Here is a 23,169-nt window from a genome sequence, read left to right on the forward strand (position 1 = left end):
AGACCCCCGCTGCCATCCCGTCCGCGCCCACCGGCACGGAACGGACAGCAGCGGCACCGTCAGCCCCTGCGCCCGCCGCCAGCCCGGACACGGCGGGGGAGCAGCTCTACTCGGTGCCAACGCCCGAACCGCTTTCGGGGAGCGGAAGCATGCCACCTGCACCAGCCGTCACCACGCCATCTGCAAACCCCACGCCGCCGCAGGCCCCGCCGGGGAACCCTGCTACGCCCGCCATGCCCGCAGGCGGTGGCGCGTCCACGCCTGCCACACCGCAGGAGGGTACTCCCAGCCCGGCCAGCCAGGCCACGACCACGCCGGGCAGCACTGACCATGCTGACGCCACCCCACCGGGCACCCAGCCCGCCCAGACCATGCACAAAGATGGCCCGGCCTCAAGCGGCAGCAGCCCGGTTCCGCCAGCCGATGCCCTGCTGTCCGATGCCGCTGCCCCCGCAGCCCTGGCCCAGGACCTGCGTCCGCCCTCGATCGCGCTTGACGGGCTGTTCCAGGCCATTGGCGAGGCACATATCTATACGGATGCCAAGACCGCAGCCGACGCCATACCCGATGAAGCGCCTGCCGACCTGATGGCGCAGTACAACCTTGCCCGCCAGCGCCCCGATTTCTCGCTCAAGGATTTCGTGGCCCAGCACTTCACCCTGCCCGAGCGCAAGACCGTCTCCTACCAGCGCACGCCGGATGAAAACGTGCGCGACTACATCGTCGGCATGTGGGAAGTGCTCAGCCGCCCGCCAGACACGCAGGTGGCCTATTCCTCGCAGCTGCCCCTGCCGTTTACCTATGTGGTGCCCGGTGGCCGTTTCAGTGAACTGTATTACTGGGACAGCTACTTCACCATGATCGGCCTGTACGAAAACCAGAAGATCGACCTCATGCGCGACATGGTGCGCGACATGGCCTCGATGATCGACCGGTACGGCCATATCCCCAACGGCAGCCGCACCTATTACCTCAGCCGCTCGCAGGCGCCGTTCTTCTCGCTGATGGTCGACCTGCTGGCCATGCATGACGGGCAGGTGGCCTACACCACCTTCCTGCCCGAACTGCAGGCGGAATATGACTACTGGATGGACGGGCAGGATTCCCTGGCCCCCGGTGGCGCCTACCGCCACGTGGTGCGCCTGCCCGATGGCACGATCATGAACCGCCACTGGGATGACCGCGACACCCCGCGTGATGAAAGCTACCCGCAGGACATCGCCACGGCCGCTGAATCCGGTCGCCCCAAGAACGAGGTATACCGCGACCTCCGCGCCGGTTCCGAGACGGGGTGGGACTTCAGTTCGCGCTGGCTGGCGGACGGGCATACGCTCTCCACCATCCACACCACGGAACTGCTGACCGTGGAGCTCAACTTCCTCATACCGCACCTGCAGCAGACCCTGGCCCACGCCTATGACCTGAAGGGCAACAAGGAAGAGGCAGCCCGCTACGCACACCTTGCTGAAGAGCGCATCAGTGCTGCACAGCGCATCCTGTGGGATGAGCGCCGCGCGGCCTATATTGATTATGACTGGAAGAAGGGCGAATCGACCTCCATCCTGTCAGGTGCCACGGTCGTGCCGCTGTTCCTGCAGATGGCAACGCCCGAGCAGGCCAAGGCCGTATCGGAAACCGTGCGCAAGAACCTGCTCAAGGTGGGTGGCCTGATCGCCACCGAGCGCACCAATAGCGGCCAGCAGTGGGATGCCCCCAATGGCTGGGCCCCGCTGCAGTGGATGGCGGTCAAGGGCTTCAACCAGTATGGCTATGACCAGCTTGCCAGCGACATCGCGGCGCGCTGGATGGGCCGCGTGATCGGCACCTACGAAAAATCGGGCGTGCTGCTGGAAAAATATGACGTGGTCAATCCCTATATCAGCCCCAAGGGCGGCAAGGGTGGCGGCGAATACCCGATGCAGATCGGCTTTGGCTGGACCAACGGCACGCTGCTTGGCCTGATGAACCGCTACCCGCAGAACACCCGCGTGGTCCTTGACCGCAACCCGGCAGCGGATCAGCCCTCGCCCCAGCCCCTGCCGCCCATGAACGCCTATGGCGTGCAGAGCGATGCCGATGCGCTGAACCGCTACACCCAGCCCACCGTGACCCTGACCCCGCGCCCGGTGGCGCCCACCCCTACGCTGCCGCAGGTTTCAAGCGTGGGCGCCAGCGCACCGATCCCGACCACCGAAATACCACCCAGCCCGGCAGCCGCGCAGGCTACGGCTCCCGCCACGCCGCCTGCTGAAGCACCCGCGGCAAGCGCGACCCCGGCGGAAATCGCGACACCTACGGCCCCGGCTGCGCAGCCAGCCACAGCCGCACCTGCCACGCCTGCGGCACAGGACACGACCAGTGCGCCCGTTTCCGCAACGCCGCCTGCGGCCAGTCAGCCAGCGCCCTCCACGGCACCTGAAGCAGCCACGCCGCCCGCAGCCCAACCCGCACCGGCCAACGCTCCAGCCAATGCCCCGGCCAACGATGCGACAGCGCCTGCCAATCAGCAGGCAGCACCCGCAAGCCCGGCCACGCCGCCACAACCGGCCCAGCCGTAAAAAACACAAGGGGGAAGACCATCTGGTCTTCCCCCTTTTTTCATGGAAACTGCAGAGACATTTCTGGTGAAGCTTTTTTCAAAAAGGCGGCGCCCAAAAACTTCTGTCGTTCAGACACATACGAAAACAGGCCGGTCACCCCAAGGGCGACCGGCCTGCAAATCTGGTCGGAGTGAGAGGATTCGAACCTCCGGCCCCTGCGTCCCGAACACAGTGCTCTACCAGGCTGAGCTACACTCCGTTGCAGGCGGCTATACTAGCCTGCTCCCTTTTGCGCAAGGGGATAGATGAAAAGTTTTACAGCGTTGTTACCGCGTCACGCGCCCCTGAGGGGGCCGGAAGTGCTGCAAGGGCAGCCATGAGGGTTGCCACATCCGGCACGACCGCAAACAGGTCGCGCGCGCTGGGTGAGGCGAACCCATCCTCGATACAGGTATCGATCATGGCCAGCAGCGGGTCGGCCCAGCCTGCGATGTTGACGATATAGATCGGCTTGTCATGCTGGCGCAGCTGCCGCCAGGTCATGATCTCGATCGTCTCGTCAAACGTGCCCAGGCCGCCGGGCATGACCACAAAGGCATCCGAACACGCAAACATGCGCGCCTTGCGGTCGTGCATGCTGTCGGTCACGGTCAGGTCGGTCACACCTTCATGCATGATCTCGCGTGAATGCAGAAAGCGCGGGATCACGCCCGTCACCTCGCCCCCTGCCGCCAGCGTGGCATCAGCCACCGTGCCCATGAGGCCGACATGCCCGCCCCCATAGACCAGCCGCACGCCTGCCTGCCCGAGTGCCGTGCCCAGCGCGCGCGACTGGGCTGCATATTCCGGCCGCGAGCCGAAACGTGATCCACAAAAAACCGCTACAGATGAAATCTGCATCTATCCAGCTCAGCTCCCGCAAGGTTGGTCACGCGCCGCGCACCCTTCAGCGCGGCAGGAATTTCAATGCCATGGTGACACCCACGCCCGCCAGCGTAAACAGGGCCGAGACCACAAACAGCGCGCCATAGCCCATTGTCTGGATCACCAGCCCCAGCAACGGCCCGGACAGCCCCACGGCAATATCTAAAAACACGGAAAAAGCCCCCAGTGCAGCCCCCCGGTTTTCCGCCCCCACGCGGCCCACGGCCAGCACCCCCATGGCAGGGAACACCAGAGAGAACCCGGCCCCGGTCAGCGCGGCGCCAAGGGCTGCGCCCTCCACGCTCGAGCACTGCCACAGCACGCCCAGGCCCAGCGTTTCCACCAGCAGGGAGATAAGGGTGACCTGCAACCCGCCCCGGCGGTCGATCTGCCGGGCGAAGAGGAAGCGCATCATCACGAAGGCCAGGCCAAAACCGGCCAGCGCCACGGCGGCACCATTCCAGTTGTTATGGGCGTAGAACAGCGCCAGGCAGGCTGAAATGGTGCCAAACCCCACCGACCCGCAGGCCAGCACCGCGCCATGAGGCAGCACGCGCATGAACACCTGCCCGAATGGCATGGGCGGCGCCTTGGCGGGCACGGGGGGCACCGGCGCATACTGCCGCGCCAGCACAAACCCGAACAGCGTCAGCCCCGCCGAGAGCGCACCCACCACCGTCAGCCCCCCATAGGGCATGGGCAGGCCGGACAGGATCTGCCCGATCGGCGCGCCAAGGGCGATGCCGCCATAAGAGGTCACGCCATTCCACGAGATCACCTGCGCGGTGCGGCCAGCCCCCACGCGGCCGATATTCCACATGATGGCACCCGTCGCCGTCCAGCTTTCGCCTATGCCCAGCAGCACGCGGCTCAGGATCAGCAACCCGACTGACAGCGCTGCAAAATGCAGCAGCACGCCCGATGCCAGCAGCATCAGCCCCGAAAGCGTGCACACGGCCAGCCCGACAATGACCGTGGGCTTGGCGCCGCGCCGGTCGGCCTGCCGCCCCGCGCCTGCGCGCGAGGCGAAGGTTGCGAGATACTGGACCGAGACCGCCATGCCCGCGAGCACGGTGTTGTAGCCCAGCACCTGGTGCACAAAAACCGGGATAACCGCCATCGGCAGGCCGATATCGATGTAACACAGCAGATTGAACAGCACGACGGGCAGTATCCGCCGTGTCGGTGACGCCGATGATGCCTGCGGCCCGGTCATGATATGCCTGAACTCCCAATAAAAAACGAACGCGCCATACCGGCGCGCATGACAACCCTGATTTTCCGCCCGGCAAAAGAGCTTGGGCACAACGCCGGATACGGCTTATGGAAAAAACTGAAAAAACCAACCCGCAACCATTCGTTCCCGCACCACAGCCCCGTGCAGGATGCATGAACACGTATCACCCGGCCACGAAGGAGACAGGTTTCATGACGCAACGCCCCACCCCCGATGCAGGTGGCTACACCACGCTCTCCACCCGCACGGCCTATGAAAACCCCTGGACCCGCGTGCGCGAGGACATCATCCTGCGCCCCAATGGCCGCGAAGGGCTGTATGGCGTGGTGGAGCGTGGGGATTTTGTCGTGATCCTGCCCCTGTGGGAGGGACCCGAAGGCCCCCGCGTCACCCTGATCCGCCAGTACCGCTATCCCATACAAAAGCGGATGTGGGAACTGCCCATGGGCATGTGGGAAAACCGCCCCGACGCCACACCCGAGGATGTGGCGCGTGGCGAACTGCGTGAGGAAACCGGTTTGCAGGCCGCACAGATGCGCGATGCGGGGCTGATGTATCAGGGGGCGGGCTACACCACCCAGAAGGGCCGCGCCTTCCTTGCCACCGGGCTGACGCAGGGTAAACACCAGCGCGAGGATACGGAAGAGGACATTACCTGCCACACCGTAACCCTGGCCGAGATGGAAGCGATGATTCTCGACGGGCGCATCACCTGCATGGTCACGATTGCGGCATTTGGCCTGATCCGGGCGCGTGGCTGGATCTGAACGCCAGGGCGGCATGAACCATGAAGAAAGTTTTTGGTGAAGCTTTTTTCAAAAAGCTTCAAAGAATGCCGCCTTGTTAAAAGAAAGGCGGCACCCAAAAACTTCTGCTTTACCTTAATTTGAAACGCCCTGCTCGCGCCGCAGCGGCGTCAGGTAACGCTCAAGGTTGACGCGCAGCGGCATGAGGTAGGTATTGCCGCCCGCATCTGCCACGACCTCCATCATCCGCCGGGCAAAGGTGATGTTGGCCTCAAGTGTGGGCTCGAACCCGTGGGGGAAGATGACGTGGTTCGTCGTCTCCCAATACGAGCGTGACTTCGGCCCCACCACCGGCGAGATTCCCCAGAACACGTTTTCCCCGTGCAGCCAGTTCATGCACAGCTCAAGCATGGGCAGGTCGAATATGGGCTGGGTAAAGAAGCCGATGGCACCGGCTTCCTTCTTGCGGGCGATGGCTTCCATTTCCTGATACGGCGCGCGGCGATACGGGTCGAACGCGGCATAGACATCCAGATGTGGCGCCTCGCGGCGGTAACGCGCAATCACGCTCTCGCTGCTGTTGGGATAGGTGCGGTGCCGCAGGTCCGATGGCGGGTCGCCCTTGACCACCAGCACCTCACGCAGGCCAGGATCATCCACGCCCGGCAGGGGCGCATCAGGGGCAATATCGATGGCGCGGATATGCGGCACCACGCGCGGGAAAACCGGACGCACCAGACGCGCCGCCTCCCAGCTGCGCAGCGGAAAGCGCAGCAGGTCAGGGATATTGATCATTCCCGCATCTGGGAACAGCCGGGCGACTTCATTGGCATCACGCAGCAGGGTTTCCGCATCACGCGGAATCAGTTCAACGGATGTCAGGGTCATGGGCGTACCTGCCCTGTCACGATCTGGCGGGCGGCATCAAGGGTGTTGCGCAGCAGGCAGGCAATGGTCATCGGCCCCACCCCGCCGGGCACGGGCGTAATCAGGCCCGCGCGTTCAACAGCCTCGTCAAACTTCACGTCACCCACCAGCCGCGTCTTGCCCGAAGGCAGCGTGACGCGCGAGATACCGACATCAATCACCGTTGCACCCGGCTTGATCCAGTCGCCGCGCACCAGTTCGCGCACGCCAGTCGCCACCACCACGATATCGGCCTGCCGGGACAGGGCTGCCGTATCACGCGTGTCGATATGCGCCACGGTGACGGTGCAGCCCTCCTGCAGCAGCAGTTCGGCCATGGGGCGGCCAACAAGGTTCGAGGCGCCAATCACCAGCGCGTCCTTGCCGCGCATGTCACCCACGTAGTGGCGCAGCAGCAGCAGGCAGCCCAGCGGCGTGCACGGCACGATGCCCGGCAGCCCCAGCGCCAGACGCCCGGCATTGACCACGCCCAGCCCGTCCACGTCCTTTTCGGGGGCGATGGCGTTGGTCACGGCCACGGGGTCCAGCCCCGCAGGCAGGGGCAACTGCACGAGGATGCCATGGATCTCGGGATCGACATTGAGCCGCGCGATCAGGCTGAGCAGTTCCTCCTGCGCAGTGGTGGCAGGCAGCATGTGCATGAACGAGCGCATGCCCGCGCGATGGGTCTGGAGCGCCTTGTTGCGCACATAGACCTCGCTTGCGGGGTCATTGCCCACCAGCACCACGGCAAGGCCGGGAGTGACATGGTGCTTTTCATAAAAGGCACTGACATCGGCTGCGATCTCCTGTGTGAGGCGGGCGGCGAAACCCTTGCCATCAATCAGGCGCGCGCGAGACGACCCTTGGGCATCGGATAGTGCTGAACCGGTCATCATCCCCTCCGGAAACGAACATGCGATGCGTGCAGATACGGCAAGAAGCCCTGCCGGGACAATCAGGGTGAGCCGTTTTTTTAAGGAAATGGGGAGAAAGCCGCCTCTTTTCTTTGCCGTAACCGTCTGCCTGCCCAGGCGCGGACAGGAACGCTGCTGATGCGCGTGGCGTTAACGTGGTGGCATCCGCCCGTATGGCCGGACATTTCTTTTCCTTCTGGATAAAACCATGTCGAAGCCCGTTCTTGTTGTCGGTGCGGGGCCTGTCGGCCTGACCATGGCCGCCGAACTGGCCCGTTACGGGACGCCTGTCAGGGTTATCGACAGGCTGCCAGCCCGCACCACGCAGTCCCGTGCCCTGGCCGTCTGGCCCCGGACACTGGAACTGCTTGACGCAGCGGGCTGTGCGGATGCGTTTATGGCCACCGGGCTCCGTGCAGATGCTGTCAGCATTCATGCTGGCAACAGAACACTTGCCCGGATCCCGTTCGGGACGATCGCCTCCCCCTTCAGTTACCTGCTGATGATTGCGCAATCGGAAACCGAGCGGTTGCTGGAAGAACATCTCGGGACTTTTGGCAATACTGTCGAACGCGAAACCGAACTGACCGATTTCGTTGACGGGGCGGACGGTGTTTCATGCACGCTCATGCATGCGGGTGGCAGGATCGAGACGCTGGAAGCTGCGTGGCTCATCGGGTGCGATGGTGCGCATTCCTTTGTTCGCAGCAGACTGGGCCTGGCATTCGCGGGCGACACGCTGCCCATGGGGTTTGTCATTGCTGATGTGCATGTGGCGGGCCTTGCGATCCCGCCTGACGAACCGGCGATTTTCTGGCACCCCGACGGCGCTGTCATGTTCTTTCCGATAGCGCGGGGCCATTACCGTATCATCGCCGATCTGGGTTCGGTTCCATTGCATACGCCAGACCTTGGGGAAATGCAGATGATTGTCGACCGGCGCGGACCGGGCGGGATCACCCTGTCCGATCCGGTGTGGCTGTCGGATTTCGGGGTCAATGAACGCAAGGTTAGGGATTACCGCAAGGGCCACGTGTTTCTGGCTGGTGATGCGGCCCATATCCATAGCCCTGCCGGTGGTCAGGGCATGAACATGGGCATGCAGGATGCCTTCAATCTCGCCTGGAAGCTGGCACTCGTCGCGCGGCAGGATGCCAGCCCGTGCCTATTGGACAGCTACAGTAGCGAACGCAGCGGCGTTGCGCGGCAGATCTTGTCGGATTCCAGCCACATGACCAGAATTGTCCTGCTCAGAAGTCATCTGGCGCAGAGGGTGCGCAACTTCATTGTAAAGCAGGGTTTCCGCATTCCGGCGGTCCGTCGTGCCATTGCCAATCGGCTTTCCGGAATCCTGATCGACTACCCGGACAGCCCGCTCAACATAGGTTCAGCCCGGAGGCTGCGTGGCCCCGGGCCGGGGCAACGACTGATTTCACGACGACAGTCCGGACGAGGCAATATGCCGCCCCGCTTTGTACTGGCTGCCACAGACAGTGTCGAAGCGCGGGCCATGATGGCACGCCATTCAGCCTTGCTGATGCCCGAAACAGAGCTGCCACCGGATGAAAACGGTATCTGGCTGATACGACCCGATGGCTATGTCGCCGCTGTCGCAAAAGGTGGGAACTGGACGGTCATCGACATGGCTCTGGACAGTATGGCAGGCAATCGAAACATCAGGACTTATGATGAAATTGGAAGACATTGGTGATGTCCGGCCATGAAACCGGATGGGCAGCAGTCGCCTCCATTCAAGTTATTACGTCTCTCGGCGACGTTTTCGTAAAGCCGACATCCACGCCTGTTTCAGCCCGATCACATTGCGGGGACTGACTTTACGACAAGGCAAGTGAAGAGATGAAATCTTTCTCACTGACCTTAATAAGCCACATCGTCGAGATACGATCTTCATCCGGTAATAAACGCCAGAATATCGGCATTGACGACGTCTGCATGGGTCGTGTGCATGCCATGCGGATAACCGGGATAGATTTTCAACGTGCTGTTCTGCAGTAGTCTATCCTGAAGGATCGCGGCATTCTTGTAGGGCACGACCTGATCATCATCGCCCTGCAGCACAAGCACCGGCACGGTGATGGCTTTCAGGTCCTCCGTCTGATCCGTTTCGGAGAAGGCCCTGATCCCTTCATAATGCGCCTTGGCACTGCCCATCATGCCCTGACGCCACCAGTTGCGGATCGTTCCTTCTGAAACTTCTGCGCCCGGACGGTTGAAACCGTAAAACGGGCCGCTCGCTACATCCAGAAAGAACTGCGCGCGACTGGCTGCCAGCCCGGCACGAAGTCCGTCCAGCACTTTGATCGGTGCGCCTTCCGGACTGCGATCCGTCTGGACCATCAAGGGCGGCACGGAACTGATGAGCACGGCTTTGGCGACACGCCCCTGAGGCTGACCATATTGCGCGACATAGCGGGCAACCTGCCCGCCCCCTGTCGAATGCCCGACATGAATGGCGTTTTTCAGATCGAGATGTTCAACAACGGCTGATGCGTCGGCCGCATAATGGTCCATGTCATGACCATCGCTGACCTGCGCTGAACGTCCGTGACCGCGGCGGTCATGCGCAATGACACGAAATCCCCTGCTCAGGAAGAACAGCATCTGCGTGTCCCAGTCATCGGCGCTGAGCGGCCAGCCATGATGGAAGATGATCGGCCGGGCGTCCTTCGGTCCCCAGTCCTTGTAGAAAATCTCTACGCCGTCGGATGTCGTGACGAAGGGCATGATACGTCTCCTTGCCGAGCAATAATGGGGTACTGGTCAGAGCCTAACGTTAAAGGTAGCTTCAAGGTCAAGTTGCGTTCATAGTGGGAGTTACATCATGAAGATTGGAGAACTGGCGCAGCAAACCGGTCTTACGACTTCCAAAATCCGGTTCTATGAGCGCATTGGGCTGCTGAAAACGGTCAATCGCCGTCCCAACGGATACCGAACCTATCCACCGCAGGCCGTGCTGATCCTGGGGCTTATCACAACGGCGCAGCGGGCCGGATTTACGCTGGATGAAATCCGCACCCTGCTGCCCTCTGACCTGCAGCACTGGGACCATGATGCCCTCATGAATGCACTGACACGCAAGATTGCGGATATCGAGGCGCTACAGGCACGCCTGGCCCAGAGCAAAGCCCACCTCCTTCGTCTGGTTGAGGACATTCAGGCACGCCCTGAAGACATGGACTGTGCGGCCAATGCCCGTCGTGTCCTGACCAATGTGCTTATGGAGCCTTCCAAAAATCTGGACGTCACACCAGACGATGTGCGCCTTCTGGACAGGACGGATCGCCGTCTGTCCGTGAGCAGGGGGCGCAGCAAAAAAGCTGTTTCAGCTTAAAGTCCAGCCAGAAGGGACACGACTTTTCTTGCGGTTGCTCTGGCGGAAGAAGGGTTCTGGCCCGTCACCAGTTTTCCATCCGCCACAACATGGGACATGAACGGCAGAAGGGCTTTTTCGTATAGCGCGCCCCGTGCCTTCATTTCAGCTTCCGCGTTGTAAGGTATCTTCCGCGCTACACCTGCCAGCCTTTCCTCGGTCCACGAAAATCCGGTGATTCTGCGCCCGGAGACCAGAAAAGCCCCATTGGCAAGCCGGGTGTTCAGCAGCCCGCAATATCCATGACAGACAGCGGAAACAATACCGCCCTTTTCCCACACTGCGCGTGTAATGGCCTGAAGGCCCTCACTATCTGGAAAGTCCCACATCACGCCATGCCCGCCGGTAAAGTAGATCGCATCATAATCCTGCGGATTGATGTCTGCTGGGGTGGGGGTTGAAGAGAGCAGGGCCATTTTTGCCGGATCGGCCAGCCACGCTTTTGCGGAACCGTCGCGCATCGGCCATTTCAACGCACGCGGATCAAGCGGAACCTTGCCACCCTTGGGGTAATCATCCGGCGAGAGACGCGGGCGTATTCAGGCGGCGATGGTATTGTGGACCTGCTGGTGGGCTTTCCAGTGCCAGGGCAGGAGTTCATGGAGGCGTGGATTGGGAATGTCATTGATCCGTGCCAGGACATCAGCGAGCCATGCATGGGGATCGACATCGTTCAGGCGCGCGGTGACGATCAGGGAATACATGGCGGCGGCGCGCTCTCCGCCACGATCGGACCCGGCGAACAACCAGGCTTTCCTGCCCAGGGCGATGCCGCGCAGGGCGCGTTCTGCTGCATTGTTTGAGAGGCAGATCCGGCCGTCAGTGAGGAATCGTGTGAATGTATCGGCACGCCGTAGAAAATAGTTCATGGCGTGGGTAACGGGATTTTTGGTCGACATGCGCCGGCAACACTCCCGCATCCAGTCGAACAGATCGTCGACCAGAGGGGCTATGTCTGTTTGACGGACTGCCAGCCGATGTTCTGGGGGCGTACCGTTGATGGTGCGCTCGGCCTGGAATATGGCGTCGATCCTGCCTACTGCCTCTATGGCGAGGGGCGCCTTGTCCCTCTCGGCGATTTTGAACAGCCCTCTGCGTCCGTGGGCCCAGCATCCGGCGGAGACAACCGGCGCGGGTTGGCGTCCCGGTTTCGCCAGAGTATTATAACCCGCATAGGCGTCTGACTGCAGAATGCCGGTCCAGCCGGTGAGATGGTCCGTGGGATGTTCGCCCTTGCGGTCCCGGGAATACCGGAACCAGACGGCTGGCGGTGCTGGCCCACCAAATGGACCATCATCACGCACATAATTCCACAATCGTCCGGTGACTGTCCGGCCTTTCGCCAGAACCGGCACGGTGGTGTCGTCCGCGTGCAGGCGTTGTGCCGCCAGCACATGCGCCCGGATCAGCGTAGTCAGGGGGGCCAGCGTCGCGGTGCAGGCTCCCACCCAGTCGGCCAGCGTTGATGTGTCGAGATCGATCCCTTCGCGGGCAAAGGCATCGCTCTGGCGGTTCAGCGGCAGATGCTGCAGGAACTTGTCGCACAGGATGGTCGACAGCAGCCATGGGCCGGCGCGTCCGCGCGCGATCGGATGGAAGGGGGCGGGTGGCTGGGTGATGCTCTCGCAGTCCCGGCAGGTGAACTTCTCCCGCACCGTCTGGATGACCTTGAACTGGCGCGGGATCACCTCCAGCGTCTCGGTGACGCTCTCCCCCAGTTTGCTCAGACGATCGCTGCCACAGCACGGACACTGTGTCGGTGCGGGGATGACGACCCGCTCGCGCGGCAGATCGGCACGCAGGGGCTGGCGCCCCCGGTTGCTCCTGGGTGCTGTCGCGCGGACGGCGGGATCCGCCGCATTTTCGGGCGCGTCCTCGGCGAGTGTCGTCTCCAGCTCTTCCAGTTCGAGTTCGAGCTGGGCCAGCAGGCGGCGCCCCCGCTCCGACGAGGCGCCGAAACGGTCCTGGCGCATCCGCGCGATAAGATGTTTGAGATGGGCAATCTGCGCTTCGGCGCTGGCCGCGCGCGCTTCTGCATCAGTGGCCCGGATTTCGGCAGTAGACGCCCGGAGTTCGGCGACCTGGGCACGCGCCTCGGCAGCGGCAAGTGCTGCGCGCAAGGCGATGATGTCGTCCGTGTCTCCCGTCATGAAGGCAGTTGATCACATGGGCGCTCAAAAGGGTACCAGTATATGCTGACCTGGCGCGGTTTTTATTATCCCGCCAGTTCAGGTCTCCATGTTTTCTGCGGATTGCGCCAATCCACACCCTCCAGCAGACAAGTCAATTGTGACGGGGAGAGATGGATCGCTCCGTCCTTTGCCGAAGGCCACAGGAAATGCCCGCGCTCGATCCGCTTCGCATATAAGGAAAGGCCGATCCCATCGTGCCAGATCAGTTTCACCAGGTCGCCGCGTCGGCCCCTGAAGGCATAGACGTCACCCGCGAAAGGGTCACGACCCAGTGCTTCCTGGACCTTCAACGCCAGCCCGGGCATCCCCAGGCGCATATCGGTTACACCGGCCGCCAGCCATATCCTCAGCGTGGAGGGAAGCGGGATCATGATCGTAGTGCGCCCACAATCTCACGCAGACGATCAGCGGACAGCCCTGTGTCGAACTCCAGCCGCACACCGTCCGGAAAGACCAGGCTGACGGCTCGGTCGGACAGCGTTCCCTGTTCTCTCCGACGCTCCAATGGCTGCGGCTCGGGGGCCGGGGCCACCATGACAGGTATGAACGATGTCCCGCCTTTGGCCCGAGCCTCTCGCCGCCAGCGAAACACCAGACTTGGATGGATCCCAAACTGTGCAGCCACCTCCCTTATGGGGCGTCGGCTCTCGTAGGACGCGATGACCACTCGCGCGCGAAATTCAGGGGCGTGCCAGCGGCGGCGATCCGAAACGATCTCGATCCGCGAGGCGCCCGCCAGCCTGTCCCGCTCGCCTGTCTCTCTACCGCTCCTTTGGAGCCTCTCTGCGGTACTACCTGCGACACTCGCAGGTAGTACCGCGTCCCTATCTCTTAAATCGCTCATGCTTCATAGCTGAACCAGACCAGAAGTATTCAGCAAGGCGTCAGTCGCCGGGAGCTTACCCCTTGGGGCTGACAATGCGCTGTTCATAACCCCTGGCGGCAAACACGTCCCAGGCATGCGTCAGTTCCGACAGCCATAATCCGGTCGGGTGCGCCGGATTGTCGAAATGCGCGATGTTGGTGGCAACGTGAAGGATATGACGGCTCATGGCTGGTCCCTTTCATGCGGCAGGGTAGTCGAACAACCGTTCTGTAACGTTCAAGTCCAGTTGAAGGTCAATCTGTCGTTTGACATTCAATCTGACTTCAACGTTAGCGTTGTAAGGGCAAACCTGCTCGGCACCATGGAGGCAGCCCCACATGCAGACAATTCTGGGCGCAAATGGCCAGATCGCCACGGAACTGGCGCGGACATTGCATCAGCATCATACGGGTGACCTGCGGCTTGTGAGCCGCAATCCCCGCAAGGTCAATGACGACGATACCCTTATGGCTGCGAACCTGCTGGATGCAGAGCAGACGACACAGGCGGTGAAAGGCAGCCGGATCGTCTATTTCACAGCCGGCCTGCCCCCGGACAGCACACTGTGGGAAGAGCAGTTTCCGGTCATGCTGAAGAACGCCCTGCAGGCATGCCGGGCGGCCGGGGCCAGTTTTGCCTATTTCGATAATACCTACATGTATCCGCAGAACAGCGCGATCCAGACGGAGGAAACACGCTTCGCCCCGGTTGGCCGGAAAGGGCGGGTGCGCGCTGCAATGGCGTCCATGGTGCTGGAAGAAATGGTCCGAAGAGACATCCCCGTGCTCATCGCCCGCGCACCGGAATTCTACGGCCCGGGGAAAACGCAGAGCTTCACCAATGCCCTGATCATTGACAGGCTGAAAGCGGGCAGAAGACCGCTGGTCCCGGTCCGTGACGATACGCGCCGGACCCTCATCTGGACACCGGATGCAAGCCGCGGGCTGGCAACCCTGGGCAACACACCGGATGCTTATGGCCAGACCTGGCATCTGCCATGCTGTGATGATCGGCCGACCTACAGGACATTCGTCACCATGGCGAGCAGGATTTTCGGGCACGCGCCCTCCTATTCGGTCATTGGAAAGTGGCCACTGATCATCGCAGGCATTTTTTCAAAAAAGGTGCGGGAGATTAGGGAACTGCTGCCACGCTACGAACAGGACAATCTCTTCGATTCAACGAAGTTCAAACGCCGTTTCCCCGAGTTTTCTGTCACGACATATGAGGAGGGTCTGGAAGTGATCAGGAAGGAATAGAGAGGCGGATACCGCCGTCATGTCAGACATTAAAGCGGCTGTGACCATTGCCCGAAAGCCGACATTGTCAAGCAGACCGCTATAGACAGAGTTTGGGACAAAGTCGTCGTCTCCGCTTCGCTGCTACGATGACGGTTTTCAGCGAAAGCAGAAGCTTCAGCCTCGTATAAAACTATCGTCGGTTGGCTGCGATTGGAGGCAAGAGTCGCGTGGTGCCTTTGGATCTCACAGCAGCGGATAGCGGTTATTCCTCCTCTCGCTTAATTGCCTTCTGTGTTCGTACGGACGATCAATTCCCACTGGATGGAACCGAGATTGGTCGCATGTTGGTGATGATTCTGAGGCGGGAGAGGATCGCCCTTGTTCGATGTAATCTCTTTCTTGCAGTGTCGGCACTTGTAGATTCCCGATATAGGAACTTCGCTCCCAGGATTGTAATAGTGAGTCTACCAAGTGTTTTGAGGCTTACCTGTCTTGTGAAGATCATTTAGATTTAAATACCAAGCCATCTCATGCTCCGTGGGAACCCAATTTCTCTCGGCATTCTACTACAAGCTACTATCCCGACAAATACTAATTATGCGAAAAAACACTTGTTCATTTTAGGATAGAAAATTATTGTTTTCTTATAGTAATACAATAAATTGAGACATTTTATCAATATAAATCATCAAATATAATTAGTATATGAATTTGATTTCGTGTGAAATTATATAAATAACTTACTATAAATTCTATTTTAACAGGGGAATGTCTTATATATTTACTTAATTAACACTTGCGCGGGTCCGAGAAGGCGGCATCAATCCGATTTTAGTGGCCATCGAAGCAGCTTGGTTTCGATGGCATTCCGCGTTTAATATCGACAAAACGGAGAGGATCAAATGTCACTTTCTGGTGTTATGAGTTCGCCTTACCAGCGTAAATTTTTCCTGTTTTCATCGATCTTAATTATCATTGTTTCCTGTTTTATCGTATGGATTCTTTATTGGTTCACATTGGACACTCGCGGCTGGAACCTGCTCATTAGTGTCTTAGTTTCGATTGTCACCAGCGCCATATTCTCCCTTGGGTCTGCGCTCTATCTTGCCTTTTTCTTCGAAGACCCCTTCGAACTTGCCTCTGCCCAAGAGCTGCTGCCTCAAGATGTCGGCCAAGCCCTAAGGCAGATAGCCGAGAATACGGCAGACTATAAGCTGTTCGTGCGCACTGGCCGCCATTTCAGGGCGGAAATTCTCCCTGTACTCGTGAATAGCGCCATAAAGTCCCGCAGGCCTGTCCAAATCGAAGTAGTGCTACTCAATTTTCGTAATGACGCTTTATGCGAGAAATACGCGGCTTACCGGAAAAGTACCTCCTTTGACGCCAAGGTGTGGACAAAGGAATATGTGCAGCAGGAAGTGTTGGCGACGATCTTGCGGCTGATCGATACCGTGGTGACCCACAGCAGCCTAGTGAAGGTTGATCTTTATTTGAGCGATCGACTTTCGATTTTCCGAATTGACGGATCATCAGACGAACTTATCGTCACCCGGGAAGATCCCAAGGATACAGCGTCACGTTATCGCCGCGATGATAGGGCCTACTCAGCCTTCCTGACCGAATTCAATTGGACGCGCGATGATGCGATAAAGGTTAGGCTTGGAAGCAATGGTTTGTCACTACCGACAACATTGGAGGAAATGTTAGACGGATCTTCTTTGCTAGCAACTGTCGGCGCTGGTGCGGCGAAGGCAAAAACTGCCCCCTCACCATATGCCCGTTAAAATTCCTTTCCCACTCACGCTCGATTACGTCAGATCGGCTTCAACTTCTGCCCTATTTGCAAGCCTCCAGTCGTGGGTGAAGGCGTCAGATCCTACCTGTCTGGTTCACCCGCACGGCTTCGCCGTAGTCCTCCTCAGGTCCGGGTTCGAAGACTGGCGGCTTCATTGGTGGCCGAAAGGACCAAGAATTTTGACTGGCATGCCGGGGATGATCCACACCCACGACAAAATGATTGAGAGCCGAATTCTTCTGTGGTTGCCGTCCGTTATGCAAGAGTTTTCTGACCCATATTGACGTGTGATCGTGTGCGGTCTTCTGTAAGGCCTGTTGATGTGGCCTTTCAGAAGCCACTGGCCAGTATGGTGATCAGCGGATCAGATCCAAATCTCACAGGCGTGCTTTAAAGCACAGAGAAATCCACTGGTTTTTCCGATCCGGATCAGACGATCATGCGCCCATTCAGGTCATCGCCCTCTCACACCCCTACCGGTTCCATCCGCGGGAGCCGAGCCATCGCTCAGGCTGCCACGGACAGGGCCGGATCCCGATAATCCTCCTGTTTTGTTGCCATGGCCCAGATGGCTCGTGCCATCCTGTTGGCCAGCGCAATGGCTACCAGCATACGGGGCTTGCGGGCCAGCATCCGTGCCAGCCAGCTTCCCGGTGCAGGGGCCTTACGGCTGGCCCAGTTCACCTGGGTCATGGCGCCCATGATGAGAAGCCTGCGGATATCAGCCTGCCCGGCTTTTGATATCTTCCCCAGCCTTTCCTTTCCGCCAGATGAGAACTGACGGGGCACCAGCCCCAGCCACGCAGCAAAGTCGCGCCCGCGCCGGAAGCTCTGCAGGTCAGGCGCAAAAGCTTCAATCGCAAGAGCGGTCAGAGGACCCACTCCAGGCATGCTCTGCAATCTGCAGGTGTTTTCACTTTCCTGGGCAAGCATCCTGATCTTCTTTGTTCTGACATCAATCCGCACACTCTGCTCCGAAATCTGTCGCAGCAGATCAAGGCATTCCTGCTTCACAGCCTCTGGCAGAACCGCCTCATCCAGCATGGCTTCAATGTGTCTGATATGCGCAATCCCCTGTGGCACGACGAGACCGAATTCATACAGAACGGCACGCAGGGCATTCACCAGTTCCGTGCGCTGGTGCACCAGACGCTGCCGGGCCCGGAAAAGAACGCCACGCGCCTGCTGCGCTTCAGTGCGTGGTTCGACAAAGCGCATTTCCGGCTGACGGGCCGCAATGACGATCGCTTCCGCATCAGCAGCATCGTTCTTCTGGCGCTTCACGAAAGGCTTCACATACTGCGGAGCGATCAGTCTGACCTCGTGACCAGCTCCTGCCAGTTCGCGAGCCCAGTAATGCGCGCTCCCGCACGCTTCAAGAACGACCAGAGCAGGCGGCTGCGTGGCCATGAACTGCATAAACTGCTGACGACGCAGCTTTTTGCGAAACATCACCTCGCCCGCACGCGAAGCTCCATGAACCTGGAAAATGTTCTTTGCCAGATCAATGCCTATCACTGTATCCTTCATCTGCCGTCCTTTCGCGCAGTCGTTTCTTCCAACGACCATTCTGGCACATTGCGATGCCGTGCGGGGAGGACGGCAACCACCCCATCTCACAGGGCAGATCAAGAACGTTCTTTATGACGTTTCGGCAGTAACGGCCGGAGGGCAGCCTGTGTACGAAGTGGCCTACGCTGGCAACAAATATGTTAGAGCCTGATCCGAAAGTTTTTGAACAATACCAGCCTGTTGTGATTCATCCGTCTTTACGAAGAGATGGAGTGAATGGTGACATGGACTGGTATTGCCCGACGTGAACATAGCCGGGAAGGACTGCGATATCCATCGGATATGATGGACGGGGAATGGGCTTTGATCATGCCATTTGTGCCCCCTGCGAAACGGGGCGGTCGCCCTCGCACGACGGATATGCGCGAGGTGGTCAATGCGATGCTCTACATAGCCTCGGCCGGGTGCGCGTGGCGCCTGCTGCCGAAATGCTTTCCGCCGGTCTCGACTGTCAGGCGCTATTTCTACGCCTGGCGTGATACCGGGCTGTTCGAGGTCATGAATACGGTGCTGGTCATGAGCCTGCGCGAGATCGAGGGGCGTGAAGCCTCCCCGAGCGCGGGCGTGATTGACAGCCAGTCGGTGAAAACTACGGAAAGCGGCGGGCTTTCGGGCTATGACGCGGGCAAGAAGGTCAAGGGCCGCAAGCGCCATATCGTGACTGATACCTGCGGCTTCCTGATCTTTCTCCTCGTTCATGCCGCCGATATCCAGGATCGTGATGGGGCCGTTGATGTCCTGGCGGCAATACGCAGGCGCTTTCCCTGGCTGCGCCACATCTTCGCTGATGGCGGCTATGCTGGCGAGAAATTGCGATCCGCGCTCGCCTCCATGGGAAAATGGACGGTCGAAATCATCAGGCGGTCCGATACGGTGAAAGGCTTTCAGATCCTGCCGCGCCGCTGGGTGGTTGAACGGACATTCGCCTGGCTGGGACGGTGCAGGCGGCTCGCCAAAGATTGGGAACAATCCATTGCGTCCTCAACCGCATGGACATTGATCGCCTCGATCCGCATGCTCACACGACGGACAGCAAGGCATTGTCAAGCTTGAAAAACTTTCGGATCGGGCTCTTAGAAATACTGCGAACGTTTTGCAAAAAACTGCTGAGCGAGTGCGGGCAAGAGTGAGTAATATCCAAACCCTCAAGGCGGGTGACTGCTACCGCATAGAAAATCATGTTTATCATGAGGCCATCGTTCCAGACGACGCCGTAACGGCAACGATCGTATGTATGCACTCTCCGTCGCCGGGACCTATCAAGGTGATTGGCCTAGATGGTTATCCAGAACACCTCGAGTTTCAACGGATCGAACGCCGAGCAGCTGATTACATGGGTTTCGTTTGAGCGCCAATCTTCACCTCAATCTATGAAAAGACGAGGCTGTCGCGGCGAACCGCGTTGAGCATCATGAAATGAATGACGGATTTTTGCCTACTATGGCGAATAGGAGACATTCCGCTCCCCCCCCGTCACAGCCCCATTCCTTCGCCACACAAAAAAGGCCGGGACAGAATTGCCCCGGCCCTCATGCCAATCCGTTCAGTTCACCCGATCTTACTGATCGTCATCATCACCGGTCGGCGCATCATTATCATCGGCATTGGGGCTGACCGCCACGAACACGCTCTGCCCGTTGCGCACGACCCGCAGCAGCACCGAGTGATTGGCCTGGAAAGCCTGCCTTATGGCCGAGACAGTGGCGCGCGGGTTTTCAACCGGCACTTCGCCCACCGCCTGAATGACATCACCAGCATGGATACCAGCCTGCTCGGCGGGCGAGCCGGGCTGCACGTCGCTCACCACCACGCCGCGCACGCTCTCTTCCAGCCCGAGTTGCTGGCGCAGGTCAGGCGTAAGGGGGGCAAGGGTTACGCCCAGTTTCGGACCCTTGTCGGCATCATGCGCGTTGTCACCCACAGTGCCATCGGCCGTGCTGCCCTTGCCCAGGCTTGAAATCAGCACGGTTGCCGTCTGCGGCTTGTTGTTGCGCAGGTAGGACAGCGATGCCTTGGTGCCGGGCGTGATGGAGGCCACATTGACTGCCAGCGTATGGGGCGTATCGATATTCTGCCCATTGAGCTGGGTCACCACGTCACCGGCCTTAAGTCCCGCCTTCTCGGCCGGGCTGCCCACGCTGACACTGGCTACCAGCGCCCCGGTGGCCGGTGCCCCCGTGGCCGAGGGCTTCAGCCCCAGCGCGCTGGCCATGGACGGCGTGATTTCCTGCGCCGTTACCCCCAGATAGCCGCGCGTGACATGGCCGGTCTTTTCAAGCTGCTCGACAATGTTTTTCACGGTATCGGACGGAATGGCGAAGCCAATGCCGATCGACCCGCCCGAAGGCGAAAGAATGGCAGTGTTCACCCCCACCACCTTGCCATCCTGCGTAAACAGCGGGCCACCGGAATTGCCACGATTGATGGGCGCGTCCACCTGAATGAAGGAATCATACGGCCCATCGCCAATATCACGCCCGCGCGCGGAGACGATGCCTGCGGTCACCGTGCCGCCAAGCCCGTATGGGTTGCCAACGGCCACCACCCATTCACCCGGCTCGACCTTGTCGGAGTCGCCAAGTTCGATAAAGCGCAGCTTGCCCGAGGGCGAGACCTTGAGCAGGGCGATATCGGTCTTTGAATCGCGGCCCACGATCTTGGCGGGCAGCGCCGTGCCATCATCAAGCGTGACCGTGACCTTGGTCGCACCCTTGACCACATGGTTGTTGGTCACGACGTAGCCATCGGGCGAGATGACGAAGCCCGAGCCACGCGCCTCGACCGTGCGGTGCGCCTGCTGCGGCATCATCTGGAAAGGGAACGGGAACGGAAAGCCGCCCTGCATGCCGCCGCCACCGCCGCCCATTTCCTCGCCCGTGTCAGCATCCTTGATGCGGGCCGTGATCGAGACCACCGCCGGTTTGACCTGCTTGACCAGATTGACGAAGTTAGGCAGCTGCTGGATCTGGGTATCGGGGCGGATGACCCCGGTTTCATCGGCCCGCGCCACAGGTGCGCAGACCAGCCCTGCCCCGGCAACCGTGCTGGCCACCAGCGAGGCCAGCAACCGCGTGCGAAACCGGCGGGGGGAAAGGGTGTTCGACCGTACTACGTCTGACATGGCATCCCTGAGCATGGAGGTCCTGCTGAAATCTCGAAACAACGGGGCGGGACTGGCCGCCTGAGCATTACAGTCCCATTCCCTGCATTGTGCCGCAAGAGAGCCAACACGTGTTATACCGTTGCATGACAAATAGGTTAGGCACGCTTCCGGGCAAAAAAATCCCGTAGCAGCGCCCCGGCCTCGCGCTCGCGCACGCCGCCCACCGTCTCGGGCCGGTGCAGGCAGCGGGCTTGCGCAAACACCCGCGGGCCATGCTCCACGCCCCCGCCCTTGGGGTCATAGGCGCCAAAGACAATCCGGCCGATACGGAAATGCACCGCCGCTGCTGCACACATGGGGCATGGCTCCAGCGTGACATAAAGCGTGCAGTCTGCCAGGCGCTGCCCACCGCGCAGGCGGGTCGCTGCGCGCATGACCTGCATTTCGGCATGGGCGGAGGGATCATGCCACTCCTCCACCCGGTTGCCCGCACGCGCGAGCACCTGCCCCTCCGGCCCGGCAAGGGCGGCCCCCACCGGCACCTCGCCGCGCAGCGCAGCGGCCCGCGCCTCTGCCATCGCAATATCCATGAAATAAGCCGGGAGCGGACGTGTCATGCCCGCATGATACCCAGCCCCCTCGCTACGGGCCAGTACCCCGCGCAAAACCGCAACTTTTTACTGGATTGGAGCAACCCCGCATGGCCATGATGGTTAACGGGTCAGGAGACGGGCATCTGCCCCGCAACGGACCAAGGCAGCCGCTCCAGCAGCAGAGGAAAGGGTCATGCATACGCTTTCGCTCATTCTGGCAACCGCCGCGATCGTGGCGGGACTGGCTGCATCAAATGACCTGCACCCTGCGGCACGCCCTTCCGAGACCTGCCTGCTCACCTGTGCCTTGCGCTAAGGATTGGCTGCAATGGACTGAGCGGAATAAAATTTTCTGGTAAAGCTTTTTTCAAAAAGCTTCAAAGAACGCTGCCTTTTAAAAAAAGGCAGCACCCAAAAACTGCCGCTTTTTATCGAGACTTTAATTCAGGGCAGTGGCAGGTCATTCACGGTTACAATGCGCCATCCCTCCGGCAGGCGCTCGATCACGCTTAGCGCCAGATTCTGGATGGAGAAATGCAGCGCCGTTTCGGGGTGAACCCGCAGGGCATGGGCCAGGGCTGCGCGAATGGCTCCGCCATGGCTGACCACCACCATGTCCTGCCCCTCATGCTCGGCGGCAAGGCGGTCAAGGCAGGCCCCCACGCGCGAGCACACCTGCACCATGCTTTCGCCCTGCGGCGGCAGTTCGGTTGCCCCCACTGACCAGAACGGATGGGCAGGCAGGCTCAGCTTGTCGGGCAGCGTGTCATGCGTAATGCCGTGCCACTCGCCCATCGACTGTTCGGTCAGGTCAGGCTCCACGCACCAGTCATGCGGGCCATAGCCAGCCTTCTGGATGGCGCGCGCGGTATGCTGGGTGCGTGACAGCGGCGAGGTAAACCACAAAGCGGGTTTTGGCAGGCGGCAGGCCAGTGTTTCGTACATCCCGCGCTGCGCCACGAGGCTGTCGGGGCAAAGCGGCACATCCATCGCCCCATACAGCCGCATGCGGGCATTCTGCTCCACCAGGGCATGGCGGATCAGCCAGAAGCGGGTCACCCCCTTCTCCAGTTGCGGGGTATCAAGAAAATTGCCGTGGTTGGTCTGTATCGTCACGCCGGAAATCCATCATGAAAAAAACAGGAAA

General features: G+C 60.3%; 21 protein-coding genes, 1 tRNA gene and 2 pseudogenes. 9 read left to right on the forward strand and 15 right to left on the reverse strand.

Annotated features, from left to right (window positions below; all coding sequences use genetic code 11):
• The first annotated feature begins 233 nt into the window (after positions 1-233).
• On the forward strand, positions 234-2,558 hold the full coding sequence (treF, locus tag FMA36_RS05215; RefSeq protein ID WP_240906551.1) for an alpha,alpha-trehalase TreF: 2,325 nt from the start codon (positions 234-236) through the stop codon (positions 2,556-2,558).
• A gap of 164 nt (positions 2,559-2,722) precedes the next feature.
• Here treF and FMA36_RS05220 read toward each other — a convergent pair.
• The 3 genes from FMA36_RS05220 to FMA36_RS05230 all read right to left on the reverse strand — a co-directional run bounded on the left by FMA36_RS05220 (position 2,723) and on the right by FMA36_RS05230 (position 4,680).
• A tRNA-Pro gene (locus FMA36_RS05220) sits at positions 2,723-2,799 on the reverse strand.
• 56 nt (positions 2,800-2,855) lie between these two features.
• A complete protein-coding gene (locus tag FMA36_RS05225; RefSeq protein WP_159261343.1) occupies positions 2,856-3,440 on the reverse strand; it encodes an LOG family protein in 585 nt (194 codons plus the stop codon).
• A 46-nt stretch (positions 3,441-3,486) separates the two neighbouring features.
• A complete protein-coding gene (locus FMA36_RS05230; protein WP_159261345.1) occupies positions 3,487-4,680 on the reverse strand; it encodes an MFS transporter in 1,194 nt (397 codons plus the stop codon).
• Positions 4,681-4,728: 48 nt separating this feature from the next.
• On the opposite strand from FMA36_RS05230, the gene FMA36_RS19675 reads away from it, so the two are divergent.
• Both FMA36_RS19675 and FMA36_RS05235 read left to right on the forward strand, forming a co-directional pair.
• The gene (locus FMA36_RS19675) at positions 4,729-4,857 is read left to right on the forward strand and encodes a hypothetical protein (RefSeq protein ID WP_276612602.1); all 129 of its coding nucleotides are present in this window, start codon (positions 4,729-4,731) and stop codon (positions 4,855-4,857) included.
• A 35-nt stretch (positions 4,858-4,892) separates the two neighbouring features.
• A complete protein-coding gene (locus tag FMA36_RS05235) occupies positions 4,893-5,468 on the forward strand; it encodes an NUDIX domain-containing protein (protein WP_159261346.1) in 576 nt (191 codons plus the stop codon).
• A gap of 114 nt (positions 5,469-5,582) precedes the next feature.
• On the opposite strand, the gene FMA36_RS05240 is transcribed toward FMA36_RS05235, so the two are convergent.
• Positions 5,583-6,335 carry a methylenetetrahydrofolate reductase gene (locus FMA36_RS05240; RefSeq protein ID WP_159261348.1) on the reverse strand — a complete coding sequence of 251 codons (753 nt, stop codon included), beginning with the start codon at positions 6,333-6,335 and terminating at the stop codon, positions 5,583-5,585.
• Positions 6,332-7,252, reverse strand: a complete 921-nt coding sequence (gene folD, locus FMA36_RS05245; RefSeq protein WP_408885647.1) for a bifunctional methylenetetrahydrofolate dehydrogenase/methenyltetrahydrofolate cyclohydrolase FolD — start codon at positions 7,250-7,252, stop codon at positions 6,332-6,334. Before folD ends, FMA36_RS05240 begins: the two co-directional genes overlap by 4 nt.
• 226 nt (positions 7,253-7,478) lie before the next feature.
• Here folD and FMA36_RS05250 point away from each other — a divergent pair, with 226 nt between their 5' ends.
• Complete coding sequence (locus tag FMA36_RS05250) at positions 7,479-8,981, forward strand: FAD-dependent monooxygenase (protein ID WP_159261350.1); 1,503 nt, start codon at positions 7,479-7,481, stop codon at positions 8,979-8,981.
• Positions 8,982-9,178: 197 nt separating this feature from the next.
• Here the strand turns inward: FMA36_RS05250 and FMA36_RS05255 are convergent, their stop codons facing one another.
• Positions 9,179-10,015 (reverse strand): alpha/beta fold hydrolase, encoded by an 837-nt coding sequence (locus tag FMA36_RS05255; protein ID WP_159261352.1) that lies wholly within the window; start codon positions 10,013-10,015, stop codon positions 9,179-9,181.
• 97 nt (positions 10,016-10,112) lie between these two features.
• On the opposite strand from FMA36_RS05255, the gene FMA36_RS05260 reads away from it, so the two are divergent.
• Positions 10,113-10,622, forward strand: coding sequence for a MerR family transcriptional regulator (locus FMA36_RS05260; RefSeq protein WP_159261353.1), 510 nt, complete (start codon positions 10,113-10,115; stop codon positions 10,620-10,622).
• Here the strand turns inward: FMA36_RS05260 and FMA36_RS05265 are convergent.
• From FMA36_RS05265 to FMA36_RS05285, 5 genes and pseudogenes are all read right to left on the reverse strand, one after another.
• Positions 10,619-11,170, reverse strand: a pseudogene (locus FMA36_RS05265) (type 1 glutamine amidotransferase domain-containing protein); the annotation flags it as partial. The gene FMA36_RS05260 and the pseudogene FMA36_RS05265 overlap by 4 nt on opposite strands.
• A gap of 30 nt (positions 11,171-11,200) precedes the next feature.
• The gene (gene tnpC, locus FMA36_RS05270; RefSeq protein ID WP_159261355.1) at positions 11,201-12,811 is read right to left on the reverse strand and encodes an IS66 family transposase; all 1,611 of its coding nucleotides are present in this window, start codon (positions 12,809-12,811) and stop codon (positions 11,201-11,203) included.
• Positions 12,812-12,876: 65 nt separating this feature from the next.
• Complete coding sequence (gene tnpB / locus FMA36_RS05275) at positions 12,877-13,224, reverse strand: IS66 family insertion sequence element accessory protein TnpB (protein WP_019092242.1); 348 nt, start codon at positions 13,222-13,224, stop codon at positions 12,877-12,879.
• The gene (tnpA, locus tag FMA36_RS05280) at positions 13,221-13,697 is read right to left on the reverse strand and encodes an IS66-like element accessory protein TnpA (protein WP_193713759.1); all 477 of its coding nucleotides are present in this window, start codon (positions 13,695-13,697) and stop codon (positions 13,221-13,223) included. The genes tnpB and tnpA overlap by 4 nt, the downstream gene beginning before the upstream one ends.
• Positions 13,698-13,755: 58 nt before the next feature.
• Positions 13,756-13,905, reverse strand: a pseudogene (locus FMA36_RS05285) (type 1 glutamine amidotransferase domain-containing protein); the annotation flags it as partial.
• Between the two features lie 151 nt (positions 13,906-14,056).
• Here FMA36_RS05285 and FMA36_RS05290 point away from each other — a divergent pair.
• Both FMA36_RS05290 and FMA36_RS05295 read left to right on the forward strand, forming a co-directional pair.
• On the forward strand, positions 14,057-14,977 hold the full coding sequence (locus FMA36_RS05290; RefSeq protein ID WP_159261357.1) for an SDR family oxidoreductase: 921 nt from the start codon (positions 14,057-14,059) through the stop codon (positions 14,975-14,977).
• Between the two features lie 884 nt (positions 14,978-15,861).
• A complete protein-coding gene (locus FMA36_RS05295) occupies positions 15,862-16,743 on the forward strand; it encodes a hypothetical protein (protein WP_159261359.1) in 882 nt (293 codons plus the stop codon).
• Between the two features lie 518 nt (positions 16,744-17,261).
• On the opposite strand, the gene FMA36_RS05300 is transcribed toward FMA36_RS05295, so the two are convergent.
• Positions 17,262-18,284: an IS110 family RNA-guided transposase gene (locus tag FMA36_RS05300; protein ID WP_159261362.1), complete on the reverse strand. Its 1,023-nt coding sequence runs from the start codon at positions 18,282-18,284 to the stop codon at positions 17,262-17,264.
• A gap of 258 nt (positions 18,285-18,542) precedes the next feature.
• Between FMA36_RS05300 and FMA36_RS05305 the strand changes: the two genes are divergently transcribed.
• The gene (locus FMA36_RS05305) at positions 18,543-19,379 is read left to right on the forward strand and encodes an IS5-like element IS1031A family transposase (RefSeq protein ID WP_048859179.1); all 837 of its coding nucleotides are present in this window, start codon (positions 18,543-18,545) and stop codon (positions 19,377-19,379) included.
• Positions 19,380-19,884: 505 nt separating this feature from the next.
• On the opposite strand, the gene FMA36_RS05310 is transcribed toward FMA36_RS05305, so the two are convergent.
• Entirely contained in the window at positions 19,885-21,462 is a 1,578-nt protein-coding gene (locus FMA36_RS05310; RefSeq protein ID WP_159261364.1) for a DegQ family serine endoprotease, read from the reverse strand.
• Between the two features lie 122 nt (positions 21,463-21,584).
• Entirely contained in the window at positions 21,585-22,046 is a 462-nt protein-coding gene (locus FMA36_RS05315; RefSeq protein ID WP_240906484.1) for a nucleoside deaminase, read from the reverse strand.
• Positions 22,047-22,215: 169 nt separating this feature from the next.
• Here FMA36_RS05315 and FMA36_RS19680 point away from each other — a divergent pair, with 169 nt between their 5' ends.
• Positions 22,216-22,338, forward strand: coding sequence for a hypothetical protein (locus FMA36_RS19680; protein ID WP_276612603.1), 123 nt, complete (start codon positions 22,216-22,218; stop codon positions 22,336-22,338).
• 128 nt (positions 22,339-22,466) lie between these two features.
• Here the strand turns inward: FMA36_RS19680 and FMA36_RS05320 are convergent, their stop codons facing one another.
• Positions 22,467-23,138 (reverse strand): histidine phosphatase family protein, encoded by a 672-nt coding sequence (locus FMA36_RS05320; protein ID WP_159261366.1) that lies wholly within the window; start codon positions 23,136-23,138, stop codon positions 22,467-22,469.
• Between the last annotated feature and the right edge of the window lie 31 nt (positions 23,139-23,169).

Origin of the sequence: Komagataeibacter xylinus, from assembly GCF_009834365.1 — a bacterium.
GTDB classification, from domain to species: Bacteria; Pseudomonadota; Alphaproteobacteria; order Acetobacterales; family Acetobacteraceae; genus Komagataeibacter; species Komagataeibacter xylinus_D.